Source organism: Streptomyces sp. NPDC088124 (assembly GCF_040685895.1).
Lineage (GTDB): Bacteria > Actinomycetota > Actinomycetes > Streptomycetales > Streptomycetaceae > Streptomyces.
The window spans coordinates 121855-142047 of the sequence record NZ_JBFBJB010000025.1 but is presented as its reverse complement, the minus strand read 5'-3'; the positions used below and the strand labels follow the sequence as shown (position 1 = coordinate 142047).

Below are 20193 nucleotides of genomic sequence, written 5' to 3'. Positions count from 1 at the left end.
GTCCTTGTAGCGGAGCTACCAGGGCTTTTGGCCAACGCGGCGAGCGTGCGTGCTGGGCGGCGCGACGGGGCAAAGCTTGCCGGGAGGGGCACTAGCGTTCCTGCGAGTGGTGTGCCCCGGGCCGCCACGGCCAGGGCACCTCAGGCCGTACGGCCAGGGCACCTCAGGCCGTACGGCGTTCCGCCTCACCCGGGCCGGAGCGCCGTGATCCGGCGTACCGCGCCGACCGCCGCCTCCTCGACCCGGGCGATGCCCTCCTCCTTCGAGGCGTGGCCGTCGGAGAGGACCGCCACCAGGCAGCCGCTCACCCGCCCCACGGAGTGGACGACCCACAGTCCGCTCTCCGTACGCGGCAGCCAGCCGTTCTTCAGCGCGACACCGGCCGGGGCCGCCGCGCCGTCCGCCGCCGACACGCCCCAGTCCTGCCCCGCCACCACCCGCCCCATCAGCCCCGCCACATAGCGGCGCGACCGCGCGTCGAGAGGGGCCTCCGGCCTGGTCTCCGGGGCGAAGACCGCCTTCAGGAGGGTGAGCTGATCGCCCGCCGTGGTCCGGGTCAGCCCCCACGCCGGGGCTGCCGCCGTCCGGTCCATGCCGAGCCGCGCGTGCGCCGCGTCCAGCCCCGGCACACCCCCGGCGGCCTCCCGCAGTGCCGTCGCCGCCTCGTTGTCGCTGCGCCCGATCATGGCCTCGGCGAGCCGCTCCTCGCCCGCGTCCAGCCACCGGCCGGTGTCCCGGGCGCGCAGCAGCAGGGCCGCCAGCACCGCGACCTTCACCACACTGGCGGTGACATACGCGCGCTCCGGGCCGTACGCCGCCTCGTGCCCGCCCACCATGTCGTACACCGCGACCGAGAGATCCACCCCAGGACCGTACGCCCGGCCCGCTCAACTAGGCTCGTCCCGTGGCGCTCAAGAACATTCCGGACCCCGGTTTCTCCGACGACGACGGCACCGCCGATCCCGCGCTGACGGCGGCCCTCGCCGCCTGGGCCGAGGACCGCGCGGCTCATGGGCCGGTGCTGGCGGCGCTGCGCACCTCCCGGCTGCTGGTGCCCGTCGTGGCCGTCCTGGGGGAGGTCGAGGAGGCCGATGAGGCCGATGAGGGGGGCGGCGCAGCGTCGGACAAGGGTGGTGGGCGACGGGCGGGCCTGCGCCGGGAGAAGACCAGCGACATGGCCGTGCCGACGCTCCGGGCCGGTGACCGCCGCGCCCTGCCCGCCTTCACCTCCGTCGAGGCGCTGGCCCGGTGGGACCCCGCGGCCAGGCCCGTCGCCGTACCGCTGCACCAGGCGCTCCAGGCCGCCGCGCACGAGGGGGCGGACACCGTGGTCCTCGATCTCGCGGGCCCCGTCCCGTACCAGCTCACCGGGCCCGCCCTGCTCGCCCTCGCGGAGGGGCGTACGGGGACCGGTCCGCTCGACGACCCGGCCGTGACGGCGGCGGTACGTTCGGTGGTCGCCGCCGAGCCCGCGGTGGTACGGGCATATCTCGGCCCCGGCAGCGCGGACGGCATCCTCGCCCTGGTGCCGGCCCCGGCCGCAGCCGCGGCGGAGGCGGCCCGCAGGGTCGCGCGCGCCCTCGCGGACGACGATGTGCTGAGGGCCCGCCTGGTGCGCGGACTCGACCTGGCGGTGCTGCCGGCCGAGGCCACCCCACCGGGCGAGCCCCTGTACGTACGGGATCAGCCGCCCCGCGACGGAGAACGCCCCGCGTGACGGCGCGGGGCGGGGGCGCCGGTCAGCCGTAGACCGGGCCCGTGTACTTCTCGCCCGGGCCCTGGCCCGGCTCGTCCGGTACGACCGATGCCTCGCGGAAGGCCAGCTGCAGCGACTTCAGCCCGTCACGCAGCGGCGCCGCGTGGAACGAGCTGATCTCCGTCGTGCTCGCGTCCAGCAGTCCGGCCAGCGCGTGGACCAGCTTGCGCGCCTCGTCCAGGTCCTTGTGCTCGTCGCCCTCCTCGGTCAGACCGAGCTTCACGGCCGCCGCGCTCATCAGGTTCACCGCGACCGTGACGATCACCTCGACGGCGGGAACTTCCGCGATGTCGCGGGCCATGGCGTCGTAGCCGGGTGATGCGGGGGCTTCCGGGGCTTCCGGGGTGGACTGGGGGGAGGTCGCGTCGCTCATGCCCCACACGATAGGCCCACGCGGCGGGCGCCCGTCCGGGGGAGCGGGTGCGGACCCGAGGGTTAGCGGATGGCTCCGGGGGATGCTAACCTTGTGTAACGACCGGCCGGACACGTGCGTGCCCGGCCCACAAGTGGAGGCTCCGATCTCCCACCTGGCTGCCCCTGAGGGGCGGCGGGTCACCGGTCAGGCGGTGCCCATCGTTCCGTACGGACGATGGAACCGCCCGATGCGCCCCGTGGCAGTCGCGCGGCGGTGCTCCGGTATTCGAGGAGCTCCTGCCTGTGTGCCGTCCGGGGCATTTTTACTGTGCCGCCGCGGTTGGTCTGAAACGTACAGACGTTACGCGGCTGTCTGCCAGACAGTCGTGTGGTGCTACCGAGGAGGATCCATCAGCGCCGAGCCCCGCATCAACGACCGGATTCGCGTTCCCGAAGTGCGACTTGTCGGTCCCAGCGGCGAGCAGGTGGGCATCGTCCCGCTCGCCAAGGCCCTGGAGCTTGCACAGGAGTACGACCTGGACCTGGTCGAGGTCGCGGCGAACGCCCGTCCGCCCGTGTGCAAGCTCATGGACTACGGGAAGTTCAAGTACGAGTCGGCCATGAAGGCCCGTGAGGCGCGCAAGAACCAGGCGCACACGGTCATCAAGGAGATGAAGCTCCGGCCGAAGATCGACCCGCACGACTATGACACCAAGAAGGGTCACGTCGTCCGGTTCCTCAAGCAGGGCGACAAGGTCAAGATCACGATCATGTTCCGTGGTCGCGAGCAGTCCCGCCCGGAACTGGGCTTCCGACTGCTCCAGCGGCTCGCCTCCGACGTCGAGGAACTCGGCTTCATCGAGTCGAACCCGAAGCAGGACGGCCGGAACATGATCATGGTTCTCGGTCCGCACAAGAAGAAGACCGAGGCCATGGCCGAGGCCCGTGAAGCGCAGGCGGCCCGCAAGGCCGAACGCCAGGGCTCCACGCCCGAGGAGTCGGCCGGGAACGTCGCGGCTCCGGCCGAGACCCCCGTCGAGGCATCTTCCGACGTGTGATCCGTGGGGGCGCCACCCAGGCGGCCCCCGGCTCCGCTCGGAACCACACACCAGAGATCTGACGCTCCCGCGCGCCGGTCGAGAAAGCGGACCGGCTGGGAGCGCCACTGACGAGGAGAGAACGGCGCTATGCCGAAGAACAAGTCGCACAGCGGTGCCAGCAAGCGCTTCAAGATCACCGGCTCCGGCAAGGTGCTGCGCGAGCGGGCCGGCAAGCGCCACCTGCTCGAGCACAAGTCGTCAAGGCTGACGCGTCGCCTCACCGGCAACGCCGAGATGGCCCCGGGCGACGCCAAGAAGATCAAGAAGCTTCTCGGCAAGTGAGGCCGCCGCCTCCGGTGACCGGGGGCGCGGCAACAGGACCGGGACCTATTCGTTTTCGGGCCGTGTGAGTCCAACCACGGCCCCGCTACAAGGAGTCAACACGTGGCACGCGTCAAGCGGGCAGTCAACGCCCACAAGAAGCGCCGGGCAATCCTCGAAGCGGCCAGCGGTTACCGCGGCCAGCGTTCGCGTCTGTACCGGAAGGCGAAGGAGCAGGTCACCCACTCCCTCGTCTACAACTACAACGACCGTAAGAAGCGCAAGGGCGACTTCCGTCAGCTCTGGATCCAGCGGATCAACGCCGCTGCCCGTGCCAACGGCATCACCTACAACCGCTTCATCCAGGGTCTGAAGGCCGCCAACGTCGAGGTGGACCGCAAGATCCTCGCGGAGCTGGCCGTCAACGACGCCAACGCGTTCGCCGCGCTCGTCGAGGTCGCCCAGAAGGCGCTCCCCAGCGACGTCAACGCCCCGAAGGCCGCGGCCTAAGAGCCTGCCGGCTCTCCAGCCCGCGCCCCTTCCCGCCGGACCCGCAGGCACACCGCCTGCGGGTCCCGCGTGTTTCCGCACCCGCCGGCGCGCATCGAAACCGCCCCGTACCGAGACCGCCCCGTACCGAGACCGCCCGTTACCGCCAGACGAGAAGCGAGCCGCCGCCCATGGGCACCCCCGAGCTGATCTCCCCGCGTTCCCCCCGTGTCACGGCCGCGCGCAGGCTCGCCAAGCGCGCCTTCCGGGGCAAGGAGCGCCGGTTCATCGCCGAGGGGCCGCAGGCCGTGCGCGAGGCGGTGGCGCACCGCGGGGCGGACGGCGAGCCCACGCTCCTCGAACTGTTCACCACCGCCGAGGCCGCCGAGCGGTACGGCGACATCATCGACGCGGCCCGCGCCACGGGGGCCCGGGTGCACTTCGCGCCGGACACCGTCCTCGCCGAGGTCTCCCAGACGGTCACCCCGCAGGGCCTGCTGGGCGTCTGCCGCTTCCTGGACACCCCGTTCGCGGACGTCCTCGCGGCCGGCCCCCGGCTCGTCGCCGTCCTCGCCCATGTCCGCGACCCCGGCAACGCCGGTACGGTGCTGCGCTGCGCGGACGCCGCGGGGGCCGACGCCGTCGTCCTCACCGACGCCTCCGTCGACCTGTACAACCCGAAGTCCGTCCGCGCGTCGGCCGGCTCGCTCTTCCATCTGCCCGTCGCCGTCGGCGTCCCCGTGGAGCAGGCCGTACGCGGCCTCCAGGGCGCCGGGGTGCGCATCCTGGCGGCCGACGGAGCGGGCGAGGACGACCTCGACGACGAACTGGACGCGGGCACCATGGCCGGGCCCACCGCCTGGATCTTCGGCAACGAGGCGTGGGGGCTGCCGGAGGAGACCCGTGCCCTGGCGGACGCCGTGGTGCGGGTGCCGATCCACGGAAAGGCCGAGAGCTTGAACCTCGCGACCGCCGCGGCCGTATGTCTCTATGCCTCAGCGCGCGCCCAGCGCGTCCGCGGTATGCGCTGAGGGGGTCCGTCCGGTCACCGTCAGCTAGTAGGGTGGCGTGCTCGGGGACCCACTGAGCTAGCCGGAAGAGGTGGGGTGCGGGGATGACCGTCGGGGCGAGCCGACCCGCAAGGGTCCAGGGAGCCTTACCCGCCGCTGCCGACGGCCCGGCCGGACCGGGGCTGGACCCCGACGACCTCCCCGACGGGCTGATCATCGCGGACGAGACCGGCCGCGTCGTCTGCTTCAACGCCGCCGCCGCCCGGATCACCGCCGTCGACCGCGCCACCGCCCTCGGCAGCCCGCTGGACCACGCGCTGCCGCTGGAGGACCTCAAGGGCCGCCGCTGGTGGACGCTGACCGACCCGTACGGCGGCCTCGCGACCCGGACCGGGCAGCCGGAGCGCAACCTGCTGCTCCCCGGCGGCCGCGAGGTCCTGGTCTCGGCGCGCTACGTCCGCGCGTACCCCACCGGCCCCGTCCGCAAGCTGGTGATCTGTGTACGGGGCACGGAGGCCCGCCGCCGCACCGAGCTGAGCCATGCCGAGCTGATTGCCACCGTCGCCCACGAGCTGCGCTCGCCGCTGACCTCCGTCAAGGGGTTCACGGCGACCCTGCTCGCCAAGTGGGAGCGGTTCACGGACGACCAGAAGCGGCTGATGCTGGAGACCGTCGACGCCGACGCCAACCGGGTCACCCGGCTCATCGCCGAACTGCTCGACATCTCCCGGATCGACTCGGGACGGCTGGAGGTGCGCCGCCAGCCCGTCGACATCGGCGCGGCCGTCGGCCGGCACGTCCAGTCGCACACCGCGTCGGGAGAGTCACCGGACCGGTTCCTCGTACGGATAGAGCAGCCGCTGCCCGATCTGTGGGCGGACCCCGACAAGATCGACCAGGTCCTCGGCAACCTGCTGGAAAACGCGGTGCGCCACGGCGAGGGAACCGTCACCATTGTGGTGGCGCCCGCGCGTATCGAACACGCGGCGGAGAGTGAGAAGGGAACGGCCGTCACCGTGTGCGACGAAGGACCCGGCATCCCCGAGGAGTCGATGCAGCGCGTCTTCACCCGCTTCTGGCGGGGCAGCAAGCGCGGCGGGACGGGGCTGGGCCTCTACATCGTCAAGGGCATCGTCGAGGCGCACGGCGGCACGATCACCGTCGGCCGCGGCCCCGGCGGCGGCGCGCAGTTCCGGTTCGTCCTGCCCGTCGGCGCCCCGGCCTACCTCTCCTGACGGTCTCCCGACCGATCCGGGGAGCCGGCCCGGGCCGCCCGCGGGCGGAGCCACCTTCGTACGACCCCTTAGACTCGGCTTTTGGCACCTTCACACCCTCGGTGATCGAGCAGAGTCGTCGAGCAGGGTCGTTTCGCCAAGCCAATCGGAAGTACGGGAAGAGATGTCCGCACCCAACAAGTCGTACGACCCGGTCGAGGTCGAGGCACTGAAACCGAAGCGCATCGAGCGGATCAAGGACGAGGCGCTCGCCGCCTTTGCCGCCGCCGGTGACCTCGACGCGCTCGCCCACGCGAAGAACGCGCACACCGGGTCCACCTCGCCGCTCTCCCTCGCCAACCGGGAGATCGGCGCGCTGCCCCCGCAGGCCAAGGCCGAGGCGGGCAAGCGCGTGGGCCAGGCCCGCGCCGCCGTCGGCCGGGCCCTCGCCGCCCGGCAGACGGAGCTGGAGGCCGAGCGTGACGCCCGGGTGCTGGTCGAGGAGGCGGTGGACGTCACACTGCCGTACGACCGCATCCCGGCCGGCGCCCGCCACCCGCTCACCACCTTCATGGAGCGGGTCGCCGACGTCTTCGTGGCCATGGGGTACGAGGTCGCCGAGGGGCCCGAGGCCGAGGCCGAGTGGTTCAACTTCGACGCCCTCAACTTCGTGCCCGACCACCCGGCGCGCCAGATGCAGGACACCTTCTTCGTGCAGGGCCCCGAGGGCACCACTGGCGACGAGTCCGGCGTGGTGCTCCGTACGCACACCTCGCCGGTCCAGGCCCGCACCCTGATCGACCGCGAGCCGCCCGTCTACGTCGTCTGCCCCGGGCGGGTCTACCGCACCGACGAGCTGGACGCCACGCACACCCCGGTCTTCCACCAGATCGAGCTGCTCGCCGTCGACGAGGGCCTGACCATGGCCGACCTCAAGGGCACCCTGGACCACATGGTCCAGGCGCTCTTCGGCCCGGACATGAAGACCCGGCTCCGCCCGAACTTCTTCCCGTTCACCGAGCCGTCCGCCGAGATGGACATGGTCTGCTACGTCTGCCGCGGCGCCTCCGTCGGCAACCCCGACCGGCCCTGCCGCACCTGCGGCAGCGAGGGCTGGATCGAGCTGGGCGGCTGCGGCATGGTCAACCCGAAGGTGCTCACCGCCTGCGGCGTCGACCCCGGGAAGTACAGCGGATTCGCCTTCGGGTTCGGCATCGAACGGATGCTGATGTTCCGCCACAACGTCGAAGACATGCGAGACATGGTCGAGGGTGACGTCCGGTTCACCCGGCCGTTCGGGATGGAGATCTGATGCGCGTCCCGCTTTCCTGGCTGCGGGAGTACGTCGACCTGCCGGCGACGGAGACCGGCCGTGACGTACAGGCCAAGCTCGTCGCCGCCGGTCTGGAGGTCGAGACCGTCGAGCAGCTCGGCGCCGGCCTCAAGGGCCCCCTCGTCGTCGGCAAGGTCCTCACCATCGAGGAGCTGGAGGGCTTCAAGAAGCCCATCCGCTTCTGCACCGTCGACGTCGGCACCGCCAACGGCACCGGCGAGCCGCAGGAGATCGTCTGCGGCGCGCGCAACTTCGCCGTCGGCGACAAGGTCGTCGTCGTGCTGCCCGGCGCCGTCCTCCCGGGCGACTTCGCCATCGCCGCGCGCAAGACGTACGGCAAGACCTCGCACGGCATGATCTGCTCCGGCGACGAGCTGGGCATGGGCGATGACGGCTCCGGCGGCATCATCGTGCTGCCGCCCGAGTACGAGCCCGGCACCGACGCCATCGCGCTCCTGGAGCTGGTGGACGAGGTCCTGGACATCGCCGTCACCCCCGACCGCGGCTACTGCCTCTCGCTGCGTGGCGTCGCCCGCGAGACCGCCATCGCGTACGGCCTGCCGCTGCGCGACCCGGCGCTCCTCGACGTCCCCGCGCCGAACGCGTACGGCCACCCCGTGAAGATCGCCGACCCGATGGGCTGCGACCGCTTCACCGCGCGCACGGTCACCGGGCTCGACCCCGAGGCCCGCTCGCCGATCTGGCTGCGCCGCCGCCTCCAGAAGGCCGGGATGCGCCCCATCTCGCTCGCCGTCGACATCACCAACTACGTGATGCTGGAGCTCGGCCAGCCGCTGCACGCCTACGACCGGACCCGGCTCGACGGCGCGATCGGCGTCCGCCGCGCCGAGGCCGGTGAGAAGATCACCACCCTCGACGGCGTCCAGCGCGTCCTCGACGCCCAGGACCTGGTCATCACCGACGACCGCGGGCCGATCGGCCTCGCGGGCGTGATGGGCGGAGCCCACACCGAGATCGCCGATGTCGTCACCGACGCCGAGACCGGCGTGGTGCACGGCACGACCGAGGTCGTCATCGAGGCGGCGCACTTCGACGCGATCACCATCGCCCGTACCGCGCGCCGCCACAAGCTGCCCTCCGAGGCGTCCAAGCGCTTCGAGCGCGGCGTCGACCCGGCGGCCACCGCGGCGGCGGCGCAGCGCACCGTCGACCTGCTGGTGCTCCTCGCGGGCGGCTCCGCCGAGGCCGGGGTCACCGAGGTCCTCGCGCCCTCCGCGCCGCACACGATCACCATGCCCGCCGACCACCCCGACCGCGTCGCGGGCGTCGGCTACGGCCGGGAGACCGTCGTACGGCGCCTCCAGCAGATCGGCTGCGACGTGTACGGGCAGGACGAGCTGATCGTCACCGTCCCGTCCTGGCGCCCCGACCTCGTCGCGCCCAACGACCTCGCCGAGGAGGTCATCCGGCTGGAGGGGTACGAGAACCTGCCCTCCACGCTGCCGACCCCGCCGTCCGGCCGCGGGCTCACCGAGCGGCAGCGGCTGCACCGCCGCGTCGGCCGCGCCCTGGCCGGGGCGGGCTACGTCGAGGCGCTGAACTACCCGTTCACCGGCCCGGCGGTCCTCGACGCGTTCGGCCTCCCCGCCGACGACGACCGGCGCCGTACGGTCACCCTCGTCAACCCGCTCTCCGACGAGGAGCCCGCGCTGCGCACCACGCTGCTGCCCGGCCTCCTCACCGCGCTGCGCCGCAACGACGGCCGCGGCTCGCACGACCTCGCGCTCTTCGAGACCGGGCTGGTCTTCCGGCCGACCGGCGAGGAGACCGTACCGGTCCGGCTGCCCGTCGACCGGCGGCCCACCGACGAGGAGATCGCCGCCCTCGACGCCACGCTGCCGCGCCAGCCGCGCCACGCCGCCGTCGTCCTGTCCGGCGCGCGCGAGCAGGCCGGCTGGTGGGGCAAGGGCACCCGGGCGAACTGGGCGGACGCCGTCGAGTCGGCCCGCACCGTCGCCCGCGAGGCCGGCGTCGAGCTGTCCGTACGGGCCGACCGCCACGAGCCGTGGCACCCCGGCCGCTGCGCCGCGCTCCTCGCGACGGTGGACGGCACGGAGACGCTCGTCGGGCACGCCGGTGAACTGCACCCGCGCGTCGTCAAGACGCTCGGGCTGCCGGAGCGCACCAGCGCCATGGAGATCGACCTGGACCTGCTGGAGCGGGCCGGTACCGGCGTGCTCCAGGCGCCGCGCATCTCCACCTACCCGGTGGCCACCCAGGACGTGGCGCTGGTCGTCGCGGCCGACGTGCCGGCCGGGGACGTGGAGCGCGCGCTGCACGAGGGCGCGGGCGAACTCCTTGAGTCCCTGCGGCTGTTCGACGTCTTCTCCGGCGAACAGGTCGGCGCGGGGAACAAGTCCCTCGCGTACGCCCTGCGCTTCCGCGCCGCCGACCGCACGCTGACGGTCGAGGAGGCCACGGCGGCCCGTGACGCGGCCGTCGCGCTCGCCGCCGAGCGGACCGGGGCGGTACTGCGGGGCGCGTGACCGCGTCTCCACGCCCTGAGGGGCGCGTCCGGGGCCCCGGACGCGCCCCTCACTCATTTGAGTGAGAACCCCCGGCGCGTCGCGCCATCGGCGGCGAGTGATCGACACAATCGATCCGGCCGCGACGGTCGACGTACGCCCAACGGCTGAGTGGCCGGACGGCCGAGGGGGGCCGACGTATGAATCGGACCAGTGCAGAAGAGCAGACACCCGAGGAGACAGCCTCCTGGGGATTCGTGGAGTGCGCGATTCCCGGTGGCGTGCTCGCGCTGGTGATCACCTGGGAGCTGACGCGCCCGCCCTCGGAGCGTGACACGCTCCTGCCGCGCATCGTGACCTGTGTGGCCTTCACGCTGCTGATGGCGTATCTCGTCATGCGGGTACGGCGCCGCGCGGCGCGCGAGATCCTCCAGGTGCGCGCCGTGGCGCGCGCCGCGCAGGAGGTCCTGCTGCGCCCGCTGCCGTCCCGGCTCGACGGGCTGGCGCTCCACGCCCGCCAGCTCTCCGCGTCGCGCGGCGCGGACGTGGGCGGCGACCTGTACGAGGTGATGGCGACCACCCACGGGGTGCGCGTGGTCATCGGGGACGTGCGCGGCCACGGACTGCCCGCCATCGGCACGGTGGCGGCGGTGCTCGGCAGCTTCCGCGAGGCCGCCCACGACGAGAGCGGGCTCGACGGCGTCCTGCGCAGACTCGACCGGGCACACCAACGGCATCTGCGGGAGCGGGAGCAGGCCCTTCGAGAACCCGACCGCGCCGCGGCGCTCCGGGTCGCCGTGCTCGCCGACGCGGCCGCGAGGAACGGGGCGGCGGACGCCGCGGACGCGGCCGAGGTCGCCGAGGCCTGCCGGGCCGCGCAGCGGATGGCGGAGGCGGACGCGGACGACATCGCGGAGGAGTTCGTCACCGTCCTGCTGCTGGAGATCGGGCCCGACGCGGAGGTACGCGCCCTCAACTGCGGTCATCCTTGGCCCTACCGGCTCGGGACCGGCGCGGAGCCGCTCGCCTGCGGGGAGCCGCTGCCGCCGCTGGGCGCCTTCCCGCTGCCGGCGGAGCTCACCCCGTACCGCTGCGGACGCCTGCTGCCGGGCGAGGCGCTGTTCCTGCACACCGACGGCGCGGAGGACGCCCGGGACGCGCGGGGGCGCTTCTTCGGCCTCAGGGAGACGCTGGCGGAGGCGGCTTCGGCCGCCGTGCTGTCGCCCGCCGAGGTGGTACGGCAGGTGCACACGGCGCTGCTGCGGCACACCGGCGGACGGATCACCGACGACATGGCGCTGCTGGTGCTGCGCAACGACCGGGTGGACGGCACCGCGTGCGCGGCGGCCGGAGGCCGGTCGGGGCCGGCCGACGACCCACCGGCCGGCCGGTCCGGGGGCGACCCCCGCGAGTCCGGGCCCACCGATTCCGGCCGGCGGGGCACCGACCGCTCCGGGGCGGACGGGGCGGGGCCGGTCGGCCTCGCGGATCCGGGCGGCCTCGCCGGTCCGGGGCGGCTCCTCGGCCCGGACGAGACGCCTCGGCCGCCGGAGCCGCCACCGGTCAACGGCCAGGCGCCGCCGGGCTGTCGTCCCGTACGGGACGAGCGCACACGGGTGCCGGCGCAGTCCGGCGAACCGGCGCTGCGCCGTACCCGTCCCGCTCCTTCCCGTCCCTGGACTCCGGTGCTGTGACCGCTGTTGTCCGTCACCGGACTCGTCTCCCACCCAGGAGCACCACGCCCGAGGCCTGAGGGAGCCATCGGCGCGGTGGCCGTGTCGTCCGCCCCGCCGCGGAGTGTCGGGCAGGTGCGGGACGGACGACACGACTGCGGGCCGCCGCACTTACGAGGGGGAGCCGGCGACCCGGCCGCCTCCTTGATGAGGAGAACCAGTCAACAGGCCCCGCCCGCCCGGCGGCAGTGCGCACACGGCGCGAGTCCGGGCACTCCGTTCACACCCCGTGCGTTTCCCGTTCCACCCGACGAGCACGTCCGAAGTGACACCGTCCGTCCCCTTGCGGCGGGCGGGAGTTCGGACTTCCTCGGCTAGGCTGGTTCGGCCGAGTCACCGGAGGGGCACATGCAGCCCAACACTCTGCTCGATTCCCTGCTCGACGAGGCGGGCATCTCTCATGCCGGTCTCGCCGCCCGAGTCAACCAGGCGGGGCGCGCCAGGGGCCTCGCGCTGCGGTACGAACACACCGCCGTGTCCCGCTGGCTGAAGGGCCAGCGGCCGCGCGGGCAGGTGCCCGACCTGATCTGCGCGGTGCTCAGCGACCGTCTGCGCAGACCCTTCACCCTGGACGACATCGGGTTCGGGCTGGTGGGGGAGACGCCCCTGCCCCACTCCACCCCGCTCTCCGGCTTCGTGGAGCGCGCCGCCGCGCTGTGGCGCAGTGACGAGCAGCAGCGCCCGCACATAGTGGGCGCCCCCGCCGTCACCGGCACGCCCGCCGTGATGCCCGTCTGGGAGTGGGAGAACCCGCCGGAGGACTCCGACGTGTCCCGCGCGGGCGGCACGAAGGTCGGCCCCGCCGACATCGAACTGCTCAGATCGGCCCGCGCGCACTACGAGTTGATGTACCGCCGGGCGGGCGGCGTCGCGACCCGCGCGCGGATCGTCCGCTTCCTCAACGCCGAGACCGCGCCGCTGCTGCGCGGCGGGTACAGCGACGCCCTGGGGCGCCAGCTCCACCGCGCCACCGGCGGCCTGGTCGCCGTGGCCGGCATCTGCGCGTACGACTCCGACGCCCACGGTCTGGCGCAGCGCTACTTCCACCAGGCGCTGCGGCTCGCGAAGGCCAGCGGAGACCGCGGGTTCGGCGCGTACGTGATCGCGCTGCTCGTCAACCAGTCGCTGTTCATGGGGGAGTACCGTCAGTCCGTGGCCTTCGCGGAGGCGGCGCTGCGGACGGCGGGCGGCCGGATCACCCCGGCACTCGCCGCCGATCTCTACGCGATGCAGGCCAAGTCGTACGCGCATCTCGGCGACGCCGCCGCGGCGCTCGGCTGCATCCGGCGGGCGGAGACCGAGGCGGAGCGCATCAGTCCGGGCCATGAACCGGACGAGACGGGCTACGTCCAGCCGGGCCTGGTCAACGTACAGGTGGCGGAGGCGCTCCTCAGCCTCGGCGAGCTGGCCGCCGCGCGGGTGCACGCGACGGCGGCCGTGGACACCCCGGCGCATGACCGCGGCCGGGTCCACCGGCTCGCGATGCTCAGTCATATCGAATTGCGGCAGGGCGAGGCCGACCGGGCTGCCAGAACGGCGGCGGAGATGGCCGAGCGGGCCCGGGGGATGGAGTCCCAGCGGCTGCGCGACCGCCTGCGCGAGGTACGCGAACAACTCGTGGCCAGCGGATCCTCGGATGCCGAGGACACGGCGGAACTGATCGCGGGGGCGCTGCGCGTTCCTCTGTGAGCCCCCGGGTGAGCCCCCCGTGCTTTCGCCGGGGTGGGCGTCGCTGCTGCGATATTGCCATCAACTTGTCGGAAGGTGGCAGAAACGTGCAGTGGACGAACTTAAGCGAGCAGACCGTGTACGAGAACCGCTGGTTCAGCGTCAATCTCGCCGACGTCAAACTCCCTGACGGCCGGCATCTGGACCACTTCCTCATCCGGCTCCGCCCGGTCGCCGTGGCGACCGCGGTCAACTCCGCCAACGAGGTGCTGATGCTCTGGCGGCACCGCTTCATCACCGACAGCTGGGGCTGGGAGCTGGCCGCCGGGGTCGTCGAGGACGGCGAGGACATCAAGACCGCGGCCGCGCGGGAGATGGAGGAGGAGACCGGCTGGCGCCCGGGACCCCTCAGGCATCTCCTCACGGTCGAGCCGTCCAACGGGCTCAGCGACGCGCGGCACCATCTCTACTGGGCGGAGGACGCGACGTACATCGGTCATCCGCAGGACGACTTCGAGTCCTCACGCCGGGAGTGGGTGCCGCTCAAGCTGGTGCCCGACATGATCGCCAGGGGCGAGATCCCGGCCGCCAACATGACGGCCGGGCTGCTGATGCTCCACCACTTGAGGCTGGGCTGAGAGCCTGTCGGGTGACCTGAACCGCACAGGCAGCCAACGGCCCAGGTAGCTAACGGCCCAGGCTCTGCCAGACGGCCACCGCGAGCGCGCCCAGCGAGCAGAGCGCCGCCACGGCGGGCAGCGGCCACCTGGAGTGCTCCAGGGCCGCCACACGCGCGGCCAGATCGGCCACATCCTTGTCGGTCTGGTCGTTGCGGTGGGCCAGTAGCGCCATCCTGCCGTCGGTCCTGGCAAGACCGACGTCGAGGCTGCGACGTAACTCCGCGCGCTCCTGGCCGACCACGGAATGGTCAGAGTCGGTGGTCACGATGTTCCGCTCCTGTTCGGGGAGAAGGGTTCCACGATGCGACTGCCCGGCCGCGACGGGTTCGGCGGCCAAGCGGAATCGAGTCAACTCCCCCTGAACGGCGGGCATCAGGGTGTACGGAAGTCATATGCGCGCACCCCGCGCACACACCGTGTGAATCAGGAGTACGGGTAGAAGCCCGCCCCCGTCTTGCGGCCCAGCCGGCCCGCGTCCACCATCCGCTGGAGCAGCGGCGATGCCGCGTACAACGGCTCCTTGTACTCCGCGTACATCGAGTCCGCGACCGACGCCACGGTGTCCAGACCGATCAGGTCGGCGAGCTTGAGCGGGCCCATCGGGTGGGCGCAGCCCAGCTCCATCCCGTTGTCGATGTCCTCGCGGCTCGCGATGCCCGACTCGAACATCCGGATCGCGGCGAGCAGATACGGAATCAGCAGCGCGTTCACCACGAAGCCCGAGCGGTCCTGGGCGCGGATCGCGTGCTTGCCGAACACGCCCTGCACGACGGCCTCCGAGCGGAGGATCGTCTCCTCGGACGTCGTCAGCGCGGGGATCAGCTCGACGAGCTGCTGTACGGGGGCCGGGTTGAAGAAGTGGATCCCGATCACCTGGTCGGGGCGCGAGGTCGCGACGGCCAGTTTGACCAGCGGGATGGAGGAGGTGTTGGAGGCCAGGATCGCGTCGGGACGCGTCACCACCTGGTCGAGCACCTGGAAGATCTCCGTCTTGACCTGCTCGTTCTCCACGACGGCCTCGATGACCAGATCGCGGTCGGCGAACTCCCCGAGATCCGTGGTGAAGCTCAGCCTGCCGAGCGCCGCGTCGCGCTCCTCCTCGCTGATCTTGCCGCGTTCCGCGGCCTTGCCCAGCGAGTTCTGCAGCCGGGTCCGGCCGATCTCCAGCGCCTCGCCGGTGGTCTCCGCGACGATGACCTCCAGGCCGCTGCGCGCGGCGACCTCCGCGATGCCTGCGCCCATCTGGCCGCAGCCCACCACTCCGACGCGGGCGATATCGGTCAGGGTGTCGGTCACATCGTGCCTTTCTCCGGTCCGTGTCCGTGCAGGTCCCCCGTACGATTCCGGCGCCTGCCCCGGGAACAGGACGTTACTCCGGCACCGGATGCGCGGGACGGCCCGGGGCAGGCATGCTCGGCGGAGGACCGGGCCGTCCGTTGCCGCGGCGGTGCGGTCCATTGCCGGGACATGACACGCGACAGGGTGAGGGACGGCGCATGGGGCACGAGTCGGGGCAGGGCACGGCGGAGTACGGCACGGCGGGGCAGGGCACGGCGGGACAGGGAGCGAGCGGGTACGGCGCGGTGGGGCGGGTGCGGCCGCGGGGCGTGGCGCCCGTCGGGCGGCGCGGGTTCGTCGCCGCCGCGGCCGGGGTGGCGGCCACCCTGCTGACCGCGGGGGACACGGCCGCCGCCGGAGCCGCCCCGGGGCAGGGACCCGGCGGGCGCCCCGTGCCGGTCCACCACGGGACGCGCCCCGCGCTGCGCGGCATGTGGCTGGCGACCGTCGCCAACCGGGACTGGCCCTCGAAGCCCGGGCTCCCGGCCGACCGCCAGCGGGCCGAGCTGATCAAGCACCTCGACACGGCGGTGGACCGCCGGCTCAACGCCGTCGTCTTCCAGGTCAGGCCCACCGCCGACGCGCTGTGGCCGTCGCCGTACGAGCCCTGGTCGCAGTACCTGACCGGTACGCAGGGCCGGGACCCCGGCTGGGACCCGCTGGGCACGGCGGTACGGGAGGCCCACGCGCGCGGCCTCGAACTGCACGCCTGGTTCAACCCGTACCGCGTCGCCACCCATACCGACCCCACCCGCCTCTCCCCGGACCACCCGGCCCGGATCCATCCCGGCTGGGTCCTGCCGTACGGCGGGAAGCTCTACTACAACCCGGGCCTGCCCGAGGTGCGGACCTTCGTCCAGGACGCCATGCTCGACGCCGTCGAGCGGTACGACATCGACGCCGTGCACTGGGACGACTACTTCTATCCGTACCCGGTCGCCGGAGAGGTCTTCGACGACGACGCGGCGTACGCGCGGTACGGGGCGGACTTCCCCGACAAGGCGGCCTGGCGGCGCGACAACACCGACCGGCTGGTGCGCGGGACGGCGGAGCGGATCCGGCGGACCAAGAAGGGCGTGCGCTTCGGGATCAGCCCGTTCGGGGTGTGGCGCAACGCCGCCACCGACCCGCTCGGCTCCGACACCCGGGCGGGTGTGCAGACCTATGACGACCTGCACGCGGACACCCGCGCCTGGGTCCGCAAGGGCTGGATCGACTACATCGCCCCGCAGCTCTACTGGAACATCGGCTACGCCGCCGCGGACTACGCGAAGCTGGTGCGCTGGTGGGACGCGACCGTACGGGGGACGGGCGTCGACCTCTACATCGGCGAGGCCCTGTACAAGGCGGGCGACCCGGCCCAGCCCGCCGCCTGGCAGGATCCCGCCGAGCTGTCCCGCCATCTCACTCTGGCGAAGGACTTCGCGGGGGTACGGGGCCACTGCTACTTCTCGGCGAAGGAGGTCGGCGCCGATCCGATCGGGGCGATGACGCGCGTGGTCACGGACCACTACGGCAGGCGGTCACGGCTGCCGCGCTGAGCCCGGGGCACCGCACCGGCGGGTGGCGGCTCCTCACGGGGGCCCGGTCAGCGGGTGGCGGCGCGCTGGGTCACCGCGATGCAGACCAGCACCGCCACGGCGGCCACGGGCGCCGCCGGGGTGAGGCGTTCGCCGAGCAGCAGCACCGACCAGACCAGGGTCAGCACCGGCTGCGCGAGCTGGAGCTGACTGGCCCGCGCGATCCCGATCGCCGCCATGCCCCGGTACCAGACGTACAGCCCGAAGAAGGTGGAGGCCAGCGCCACCCAGACCACGCCGATCACCCCGTGCGCCGTCAGCCGCACCGGCTCGAAGGAGAGCGCGACGGCGCCGCCGGCCAGCGAGAGCGGCAGCGCCCCGACCAGCGCCCAGCCGACCACCTGCCAGCCGGGCATCTCCCGGGCCAGCCGGCCGCCCTCCGTGTACCCCGCCGCGCACACCAGCAGCGCACCGAAGAGATACAGATCCCCCGTGGACAGCGCCCCGCCGCTCTGTCCCACCGTGAAGGCGATCACCACGGCGGCTCCGGCGACGGCCGCCGCCCAGAAGGTACGGGAGGGCCGGCGCCCCGTACGGACCGCCGCGAAGGCGGCCGTGGTCAGCGGCAGCAGCCCGACCACCACGGCCGCGTGCGAGGTGGTGGAGGTCTCCAGCGCGAGCGTGGTGAGCAGCGGGAACCCCACGACGACCCCCATCGCCACGACCACCAGCCCGCCCCGGTGCCGCCGCTCGGGGACCGGGACGCGCAGCGCCAGCAGACAGCCGCCCGCGAGGAGCGCGGCCAGCACGCTGCGGACGGCGACGAGGGACCAGGGGCCGAAGCTCTCCAGGCCCCACACGGTGGACGGGAAGGTGAGGGAGAAGGCGACGATGCCCAGGGCGGCGAGGAGCGTGCCCCGATTGCCCCGGCCGTCCTGGTCGTCCTGGTCGTCCGGGTCGTCCTGACCGTTCCGGCCGTCCTGGCCGTCCCGTTCGTTCCGGTCGCCTCGGGCGGTGTCGCCCCCGTCGACCGCTATCGTCGTGCGAGGTGTAGCGCTATTCTCTGCTGTCATGCATGAGCGTAGCAGTGTGGCCGAGCTGGCCGATTCCCTGAAGCGTGAGCTGAACCACTACTCACCTGGTGGAAAGCTGCCGTCCAGCAGGGAGCTGATCGAGCGCTACCGGGTCTCGCCCGTGACCGTCTCCCGCGCGCTCGCCCGGCTCACCGCCGAGGGGCTGGTCGTCACGCGCCCCGGCGCCGGAGCCTTCCGGGCCCCCGAACGCCCCGCCCCGGCCAGGGCCGGCGACACCTCCTGGCAGGAGGTCACCCTCAGCGCGGAGACCACGGCCGACGGCGTGCCGCGCGCCGTCGACGCCTCCGGTGTCCTGATCACCCTCGCCGCGCCGCCGCCCGGCGTCATCGAGCTGAACGGCGGCTATCTGCACCCCACGCTCCAGCCCGAGGCCGCGATGGCCGCCGCCCTCGCCCGCGCGGGCCGCCGCCCCGGCGTCTGGGGCCGGCCGCCCGTCGACGGACTGCCCGAACTGCGCGAGTGGTTCGCCCGGGCCGTCGCGCCCACCAGTACCGCCGCGGAGATCCTGGTCACGGCGGGCGGCCAGAGCGCGCTCACCACCGCGCTGCGCGCCCTCGCCCCGCCCGGCGCGCCGGTCCTCGTCGAGTCGCCCACGTACCCGGGCATGCTGGCGATCGCCCGCGCCGCCGGGCTGCGCCCCGTCCCCGTACCCGTCGATCCGGACGGGGTACGGCCCGACCTGCTCGCCGCCGCCTTCCGGGCCAGCGGCGCCAAGGTCTTCGTCTGCCAGCCGCTCTTCCAGAACCCGACCGGCGCCGTGCTCGCCCCGGACCGCCGACCCGAGGTGCTGCGGATCGCCCGGGAGGCCGGGGCCTTCGTCGTCGAGGACGACTTCGCGCGCCGTATGGTGCACGCGGACGCGGGCCCGCTGCCTCCCACGCTCGCCGCCGACGACCCCGACGGCGTCGTCGTCCATGTCTGCTCGCTCACCAAGGTGACCTCACCGAGCCTGCGCGTCGGCGCCCTGGCCGCCCGGGGACCCGTACTGGAACGGCTGCGCGCCATCCATGTCGTCGACACCTTCTTCGTGCCGCGCCCGCTCCAGGAAGCCACCCTCGAACTGGTGGGCTCCGTCGCCTGGCACCGCCAACTGCGCTCCGTGGCCGCCGAGCTGAAGACCCGCAGGGACACCCTGACCGCCGCGCTGCGCACCACGCTGCCCGAGCCGGGGCTCGCGCACATCCCGGCCGGGGGATACCACCTCTGGCTCCGGCTGCCCGACGGCACCGACGAGGCGGCCGTCGTCGCCGCGGCGCTGCGCGCGGGTGTCGCGGTCGCGCCGGGCCGCCCGTACTTCGGCGCCGAGCCGCCCGCCCCGCACCTGCGGCTGAGCTTCGCGGCGCCGGCCGGCCCCGCCGAGATCACCGAGGGGGTACGCCGGCTCCGTACCGCCTGCGACGAAGTGCTCGGCCGCGGGTGAGCGCCGGCGGACGCGCCCGCCCGTGGATGACCGGCGCGTGACCGGCGTATGTCGGGGCGGGAACGGGGGCGCCCTTCCCCGGGATCAGGGCGTTCCGCGGGGCTGAGACCCCTTGACCGGTACCGCTTTCCCCTCCACGATCACGGCCATGAGTGTTCGGGTCACCATGGTCGCCGCGGCGCGCAGCACGGACCTGTACGACGAGCGCTTCGGGGACGACCGCCCTCTGGACCGGGCCGACTGGCACGAGATGCAGCGCGTCGCCCACACCCTCATCCCGCTCGCCGCCGCCGATCTCCGCTACTGCTCACCCACCCCGCGCAGCCGCGCCACCGGCGCCGCCCTCGGCTTCGCGCCGCTCGCCCAACCCGCCCTGCGCGACTGCGACATGGGGCGCTGGCGCGGCTACACCCTCGCCGAGGTGATGGCCCGCGAACCGGCCGGTGTCGACGCCTGGCTCGCCGACCCGCGCGGCGCCCCGCACGGCGGCGAGCCGCTGCTCACGTTCATCTCCCGGATAGGCGGCTGGCTGGACACCCGCCCGGCCGAGGACGTCTCGGCGATCGTCGCGGTCACCGAACCGGCCGTCGTACGGGCGGCGCTGGTCTACGCCCTGCAGGCGCCGCCCCGTACGTACTGGTACGTGGACGTACGGCCGCTGTCGACCATCACCCTGACCGGCACGCCCGGCCGCTGGAACCTGCGGCTCGACCCCCGCGCCTGAAGGCCCGGACACC

The 20193-nt window shown here is 73.3% G+C and carries 18 protein-coding genes and 1 pseudogene; 14 read left to right on the top strand and 5 right to left on the bottom strand.

The features are described from left to right. Positions 1–185 precede the first annotated feature (185 nt). Positions 186–863, bottom strand: a complete 678-nt coding sequence (locus tag AB0P17_RS22050; RefSeq protein WP_365813379.1) for a serine hydrolase — start codon at positions 861–863, stop codon at positions 186–188. 41 nt (positions 864–904) lie between these two features. On the opposite strand from AB0P17_RS22050, the gene AB0P17_RS22045 reads away from it, so the two are divergent. Beyond that, the gene (locus tag AB0P17_RS22045) at positions 905–1717 is read left to right on the top strand and encodes an SseB family protein (protein ID WP_365813377.1); all 813 of its coding nucleotides are present in this window, start codon (positions 905–907) and stop codon (positions 1715–1717) included. A gap of 22 nt (positions 1718–1739) precedes the next feature. Here AB0P17_RS22045 and AB0P17_RS22040 read toward each other — a convergent pair whose 3' ends face one another. Next, positions 1740–2129 carry a DUF1844 domain-containing protein gene (locus AB0P17_RS22040; RefSeq protein ID WP_365813375.1) on the bottom strand — a complete coding sequence of 130 codons (390 nt, stop codon included), beginning with the start codon at positions 2127–2129 and terminating at the stop codon, positions 1740–1742. Between the two features lie 367 nt (positions 2130–2496). Between AB0P17_RS22040 and infC the strand changes: the two genes are divergently transcribed. The 10 genes and pseudogenes from infC (at position 2497) to AB0P17_RS21990 (ending at position 14042) form a co-directional block, all read left to right on the top strand. After that, a complete protein-coding gene (gene infC / locus AB0P17_RS22035; RefSeq protein WP_365813374.1) occupies positions 2497–3168 on the top strand; it encodes a translation initiation factor IF-3 in 672 nt (223 codons plus the stop codon). 129 nt (positions 3169–3297) lie between these two features. After that, positions 3298–3492, top strand: a complete 195-nt coding sequence (gene rpmI / locus AB0P17_RS22030) for a 50S ribosomal protein L35 (protein ID WP_003947156.1) — start codon at positions 3298–3300, stop codon at positions 3490–3492. A gap of 102 nt (positions 3493–3594) precedes the next feature. Further along, complete coding sequence (rplT, locus tag AB0P17_RS22025) at positions 3595–3981, top strand: 50S ribosomal protein L20 (protein ID WP_114626556.1); 387 nt, start codon at positions 3595–3597, stop codon at positions 3979–3981. A gap of 170 nt (positions 3982–4151) precedes the next feature. Then, positions 4152–4991, top strand: coding sequence for an RNA methyltransferase (locus tag AB0P17_RS22020; protein WP_365813372.1), 840 nt, complete (start codon positions 4152–4154; stop codon positions 4989–4991). Positions 4992–5074: 83 nt separating this feature from the next. Further along, on the top strand, positions 5075–6205 hold the full coding sequence (locus AB0P17_RS22015) for an ATP-binding protein (RefSeq protein ID WP_365813370.1): 1131 nt from the start codon (positions 5075–5077) through the stop codon (positions 6203–6205). Between the two features lie 163 nt (positions 6206–6368). Next, positions 6369–7496 carry a phenylalanine--tRNA ligase subunit alpha gene (gene pheS / locus AB0P17_RS22010; RefSeq protein WP_365813368.1) on the top strand — a complete coding sequence of 376 codons (1128 nt, stop codon included), beginning with the start codon at positions 6369–6371 and terminating at the stop codon, positions 7494–7496. Continuing rightward, on the top strand, positions 7496–10024 hold the full coding sequence (pheT, locus tag AB0P17_RS22005; protein ID WP_365813367.1) for a phenylalanine--tRNA ligase subunit beta: 2529 nt from the start codon (positions 7496–7498) through the stop codon (positions 10022–10024). Before pheS ends, pheT begins: the two co-directional genes overlap by 1 nt. Positions 10025–10383: 359 nt before the next feature. Next, positions 10384–11325, top strand: a pseudogene (locus tag AB0P17_RS22000) (PP2C family protein-serine/threonine phosphatase); the annotation flags it as partial. 759 nt (positions 11326–12084) lie between these two features. Beyond that, complete coding sequence (locus AB0P17_RS21995) at positions 12085–13425, top strand: transcriptional regulator (RefSeq protein ID WP_365813365.1); 1341 nt, start codon at positions 12085–12087, stop codon at positions 13423–13425. A gap of 86 nt (positions 13426–13511) precedes the next feature. Further along, positions 13512–14042: an NUDIX hydrolase gene (locus AB0P17_RS21990; protein ID WP_365813363.1), complete on the top strand. Its 531-nt coding sequence runs from the start codon at positions 13512–13514 to the stop codon at positions 14040–14042. 49 nt (positions 14043–14091) lie between these two features. Here AB0P17_RS21990 and AB0P17_RS21985 read toward each other — a convergent pair whose 3' ends face one another. Continuing rightward, positions 14092–14349 (bottom strand): hypothetical protein, encoded by a 258-nt coding sequence (locus tag AB0P17_RS21985; protein WP_365813361.1) that lies wholly within the window; start codon positions 14347–14349, stop codon positions 14092–14094. Between the two features lie 158 nt (positions 14350–14507). After that, complete coding sequence (locus tag AB0P17_RS21980) at positions 14508–15368, bottom strand: 3-hydroxybutyryl-CoA dehydrogenase (RefSeq protein WP_365813398.1); 861 nt, start codon at positions 15366–15368, stop codon at positions 14508–14510. 212 nt (positions 15369–15580) lie between these two features. Between AB0P17_RS21980 and AB0P17_RS21975 the strand changes: the two genes are divergently transcribed. Further along, positions 15581–16963, top strand: a complete 1383-nt coding sequence (locus tag AB0P17_RS21975) for a family 10 glycosylhydrolase (protein WP_365813360.1) — start codon at positions 15581–15583, stop codon at positions 16961–16963. A 47-nt stretch (positions 16964–17010) separates the two neighbouring features. Here the strand turns inward: AB0P17_RS21975 and AB0P17_RS21970 are convergent, their stop codons facing one another. Continuing rightward, positions 17011–18015: a DMT family transporter gene (locus AB0P17_RS21970; protein WP_365813358.1), complete on the bottom strand. Its 1005-nt coding sequence runs from the start codon at positions 18013–18015 to the stop codon at positions 17011–17013. Here AB0P17_RS21970 and AB0P17_RS21965 point away from each other — a divergent pair. Further along, positions 18014–19456: a PLP-dependent aminotransferase family protein gene (locus AB0P17_RS21965; protein ID WP_365813356.1), complete on the top strand. Its 1443-nt coding sequence runs from the start codon at positions 18014–18016 to the stop codon at positions 19454–19456. The two genes, AB0P17_RS21970 and AB0P17_RS21965, sit on opposite strands and share 2 nt — an antisense overlap. A 148-nt stretch (positions 19457–19604) precedes the next feature. Continuing rightward, complete coding sequence (locus AB0P17_RS21960) at positions 19605–20180, top strand: histidine phosphatase family protein (protein ID WP_365813355.1); 576 nt, start codon at positions 19605–19607, stop codon at positions 20178–20180. Positions 20181–20193 lie beyond the last annotated feature (13 nt).

Coding starts and splice junctions, on each gene's coding strand:
- AB0P17_RS22040 (WP_365813375.1), bottom strand. CDS start 2,129: ATGAGCGACGCGACCTCCCCCCAGTCCACCCCGGAAGCCCCGGAAGCC.
- rpmI (WP_003947156.1), top strand. CDS start 3,298: ATGCCGAAGAACAAGTCGCACAGCGGTGCCAGCAAGCGCTTCAAGATC.
- AB0P17_RS22020 (WP_365813372.1), top strand. CDS start 4,152: ATGGGCACCCCCGAGCTGATCTCCCCGCGTTCCCCCCGTGTCACGGCC.
- AB0P17_RS22015 (WP_365813370.1), top strand. CDS start 5,075: ATGACCGTCGGGGCGAGCCGACCCGCAAGGGTCCAGGGAGCCTTACCC.
- pheS (WP_365813368.1), top strand. CDS start 6,369: ATGTCCGCACCCAACAAGTCGTACGACCCGGTCGAGGTCGAGGCACTG.
- pheT (WP_365813367.1), top strand. CDS start 7,496: ATGCGCGTCCCGCTTTCCTGGCTGCGGGAGTACGTCGACCTGCCGGCG.
- AB0P17_RS21995 (WP_365813365.1), top strand. CDS start 12,085: ATGCAGCCCAACACTCTGCTCGATTCCCTGCTCGACGAGGCGGGCATC.
- AB0P17_RS21975 (WP_365813360.1), top strand. CDS start 15,581: ATGGGGCACGAGTCGGGGCAGGGCACGGCGGAGTACGGCACGGCGGGG.
- AB0P17_RS21965 (WP_365813356.1), top strand. CDS start 18,014: ATGCATGAGCGTAGCAGTGTGGCCGAGCTGGCCGATTCCCTGAAGCGT.
- AB0P17_RS21970 (WP_365813358.1), bottom strand. CDS start 18,015: ATGACAGCAGAGAATAGCGCTACACCTCGCACGACGATAGCGGTCGAC.
- AB0P17_RS21960 (WP_365813355.1), top strand. CDS start 19,605: ATGAGTGTTCGGGTCACCATGGTCGCCGCGGCGCGCAGCACGGACCTG.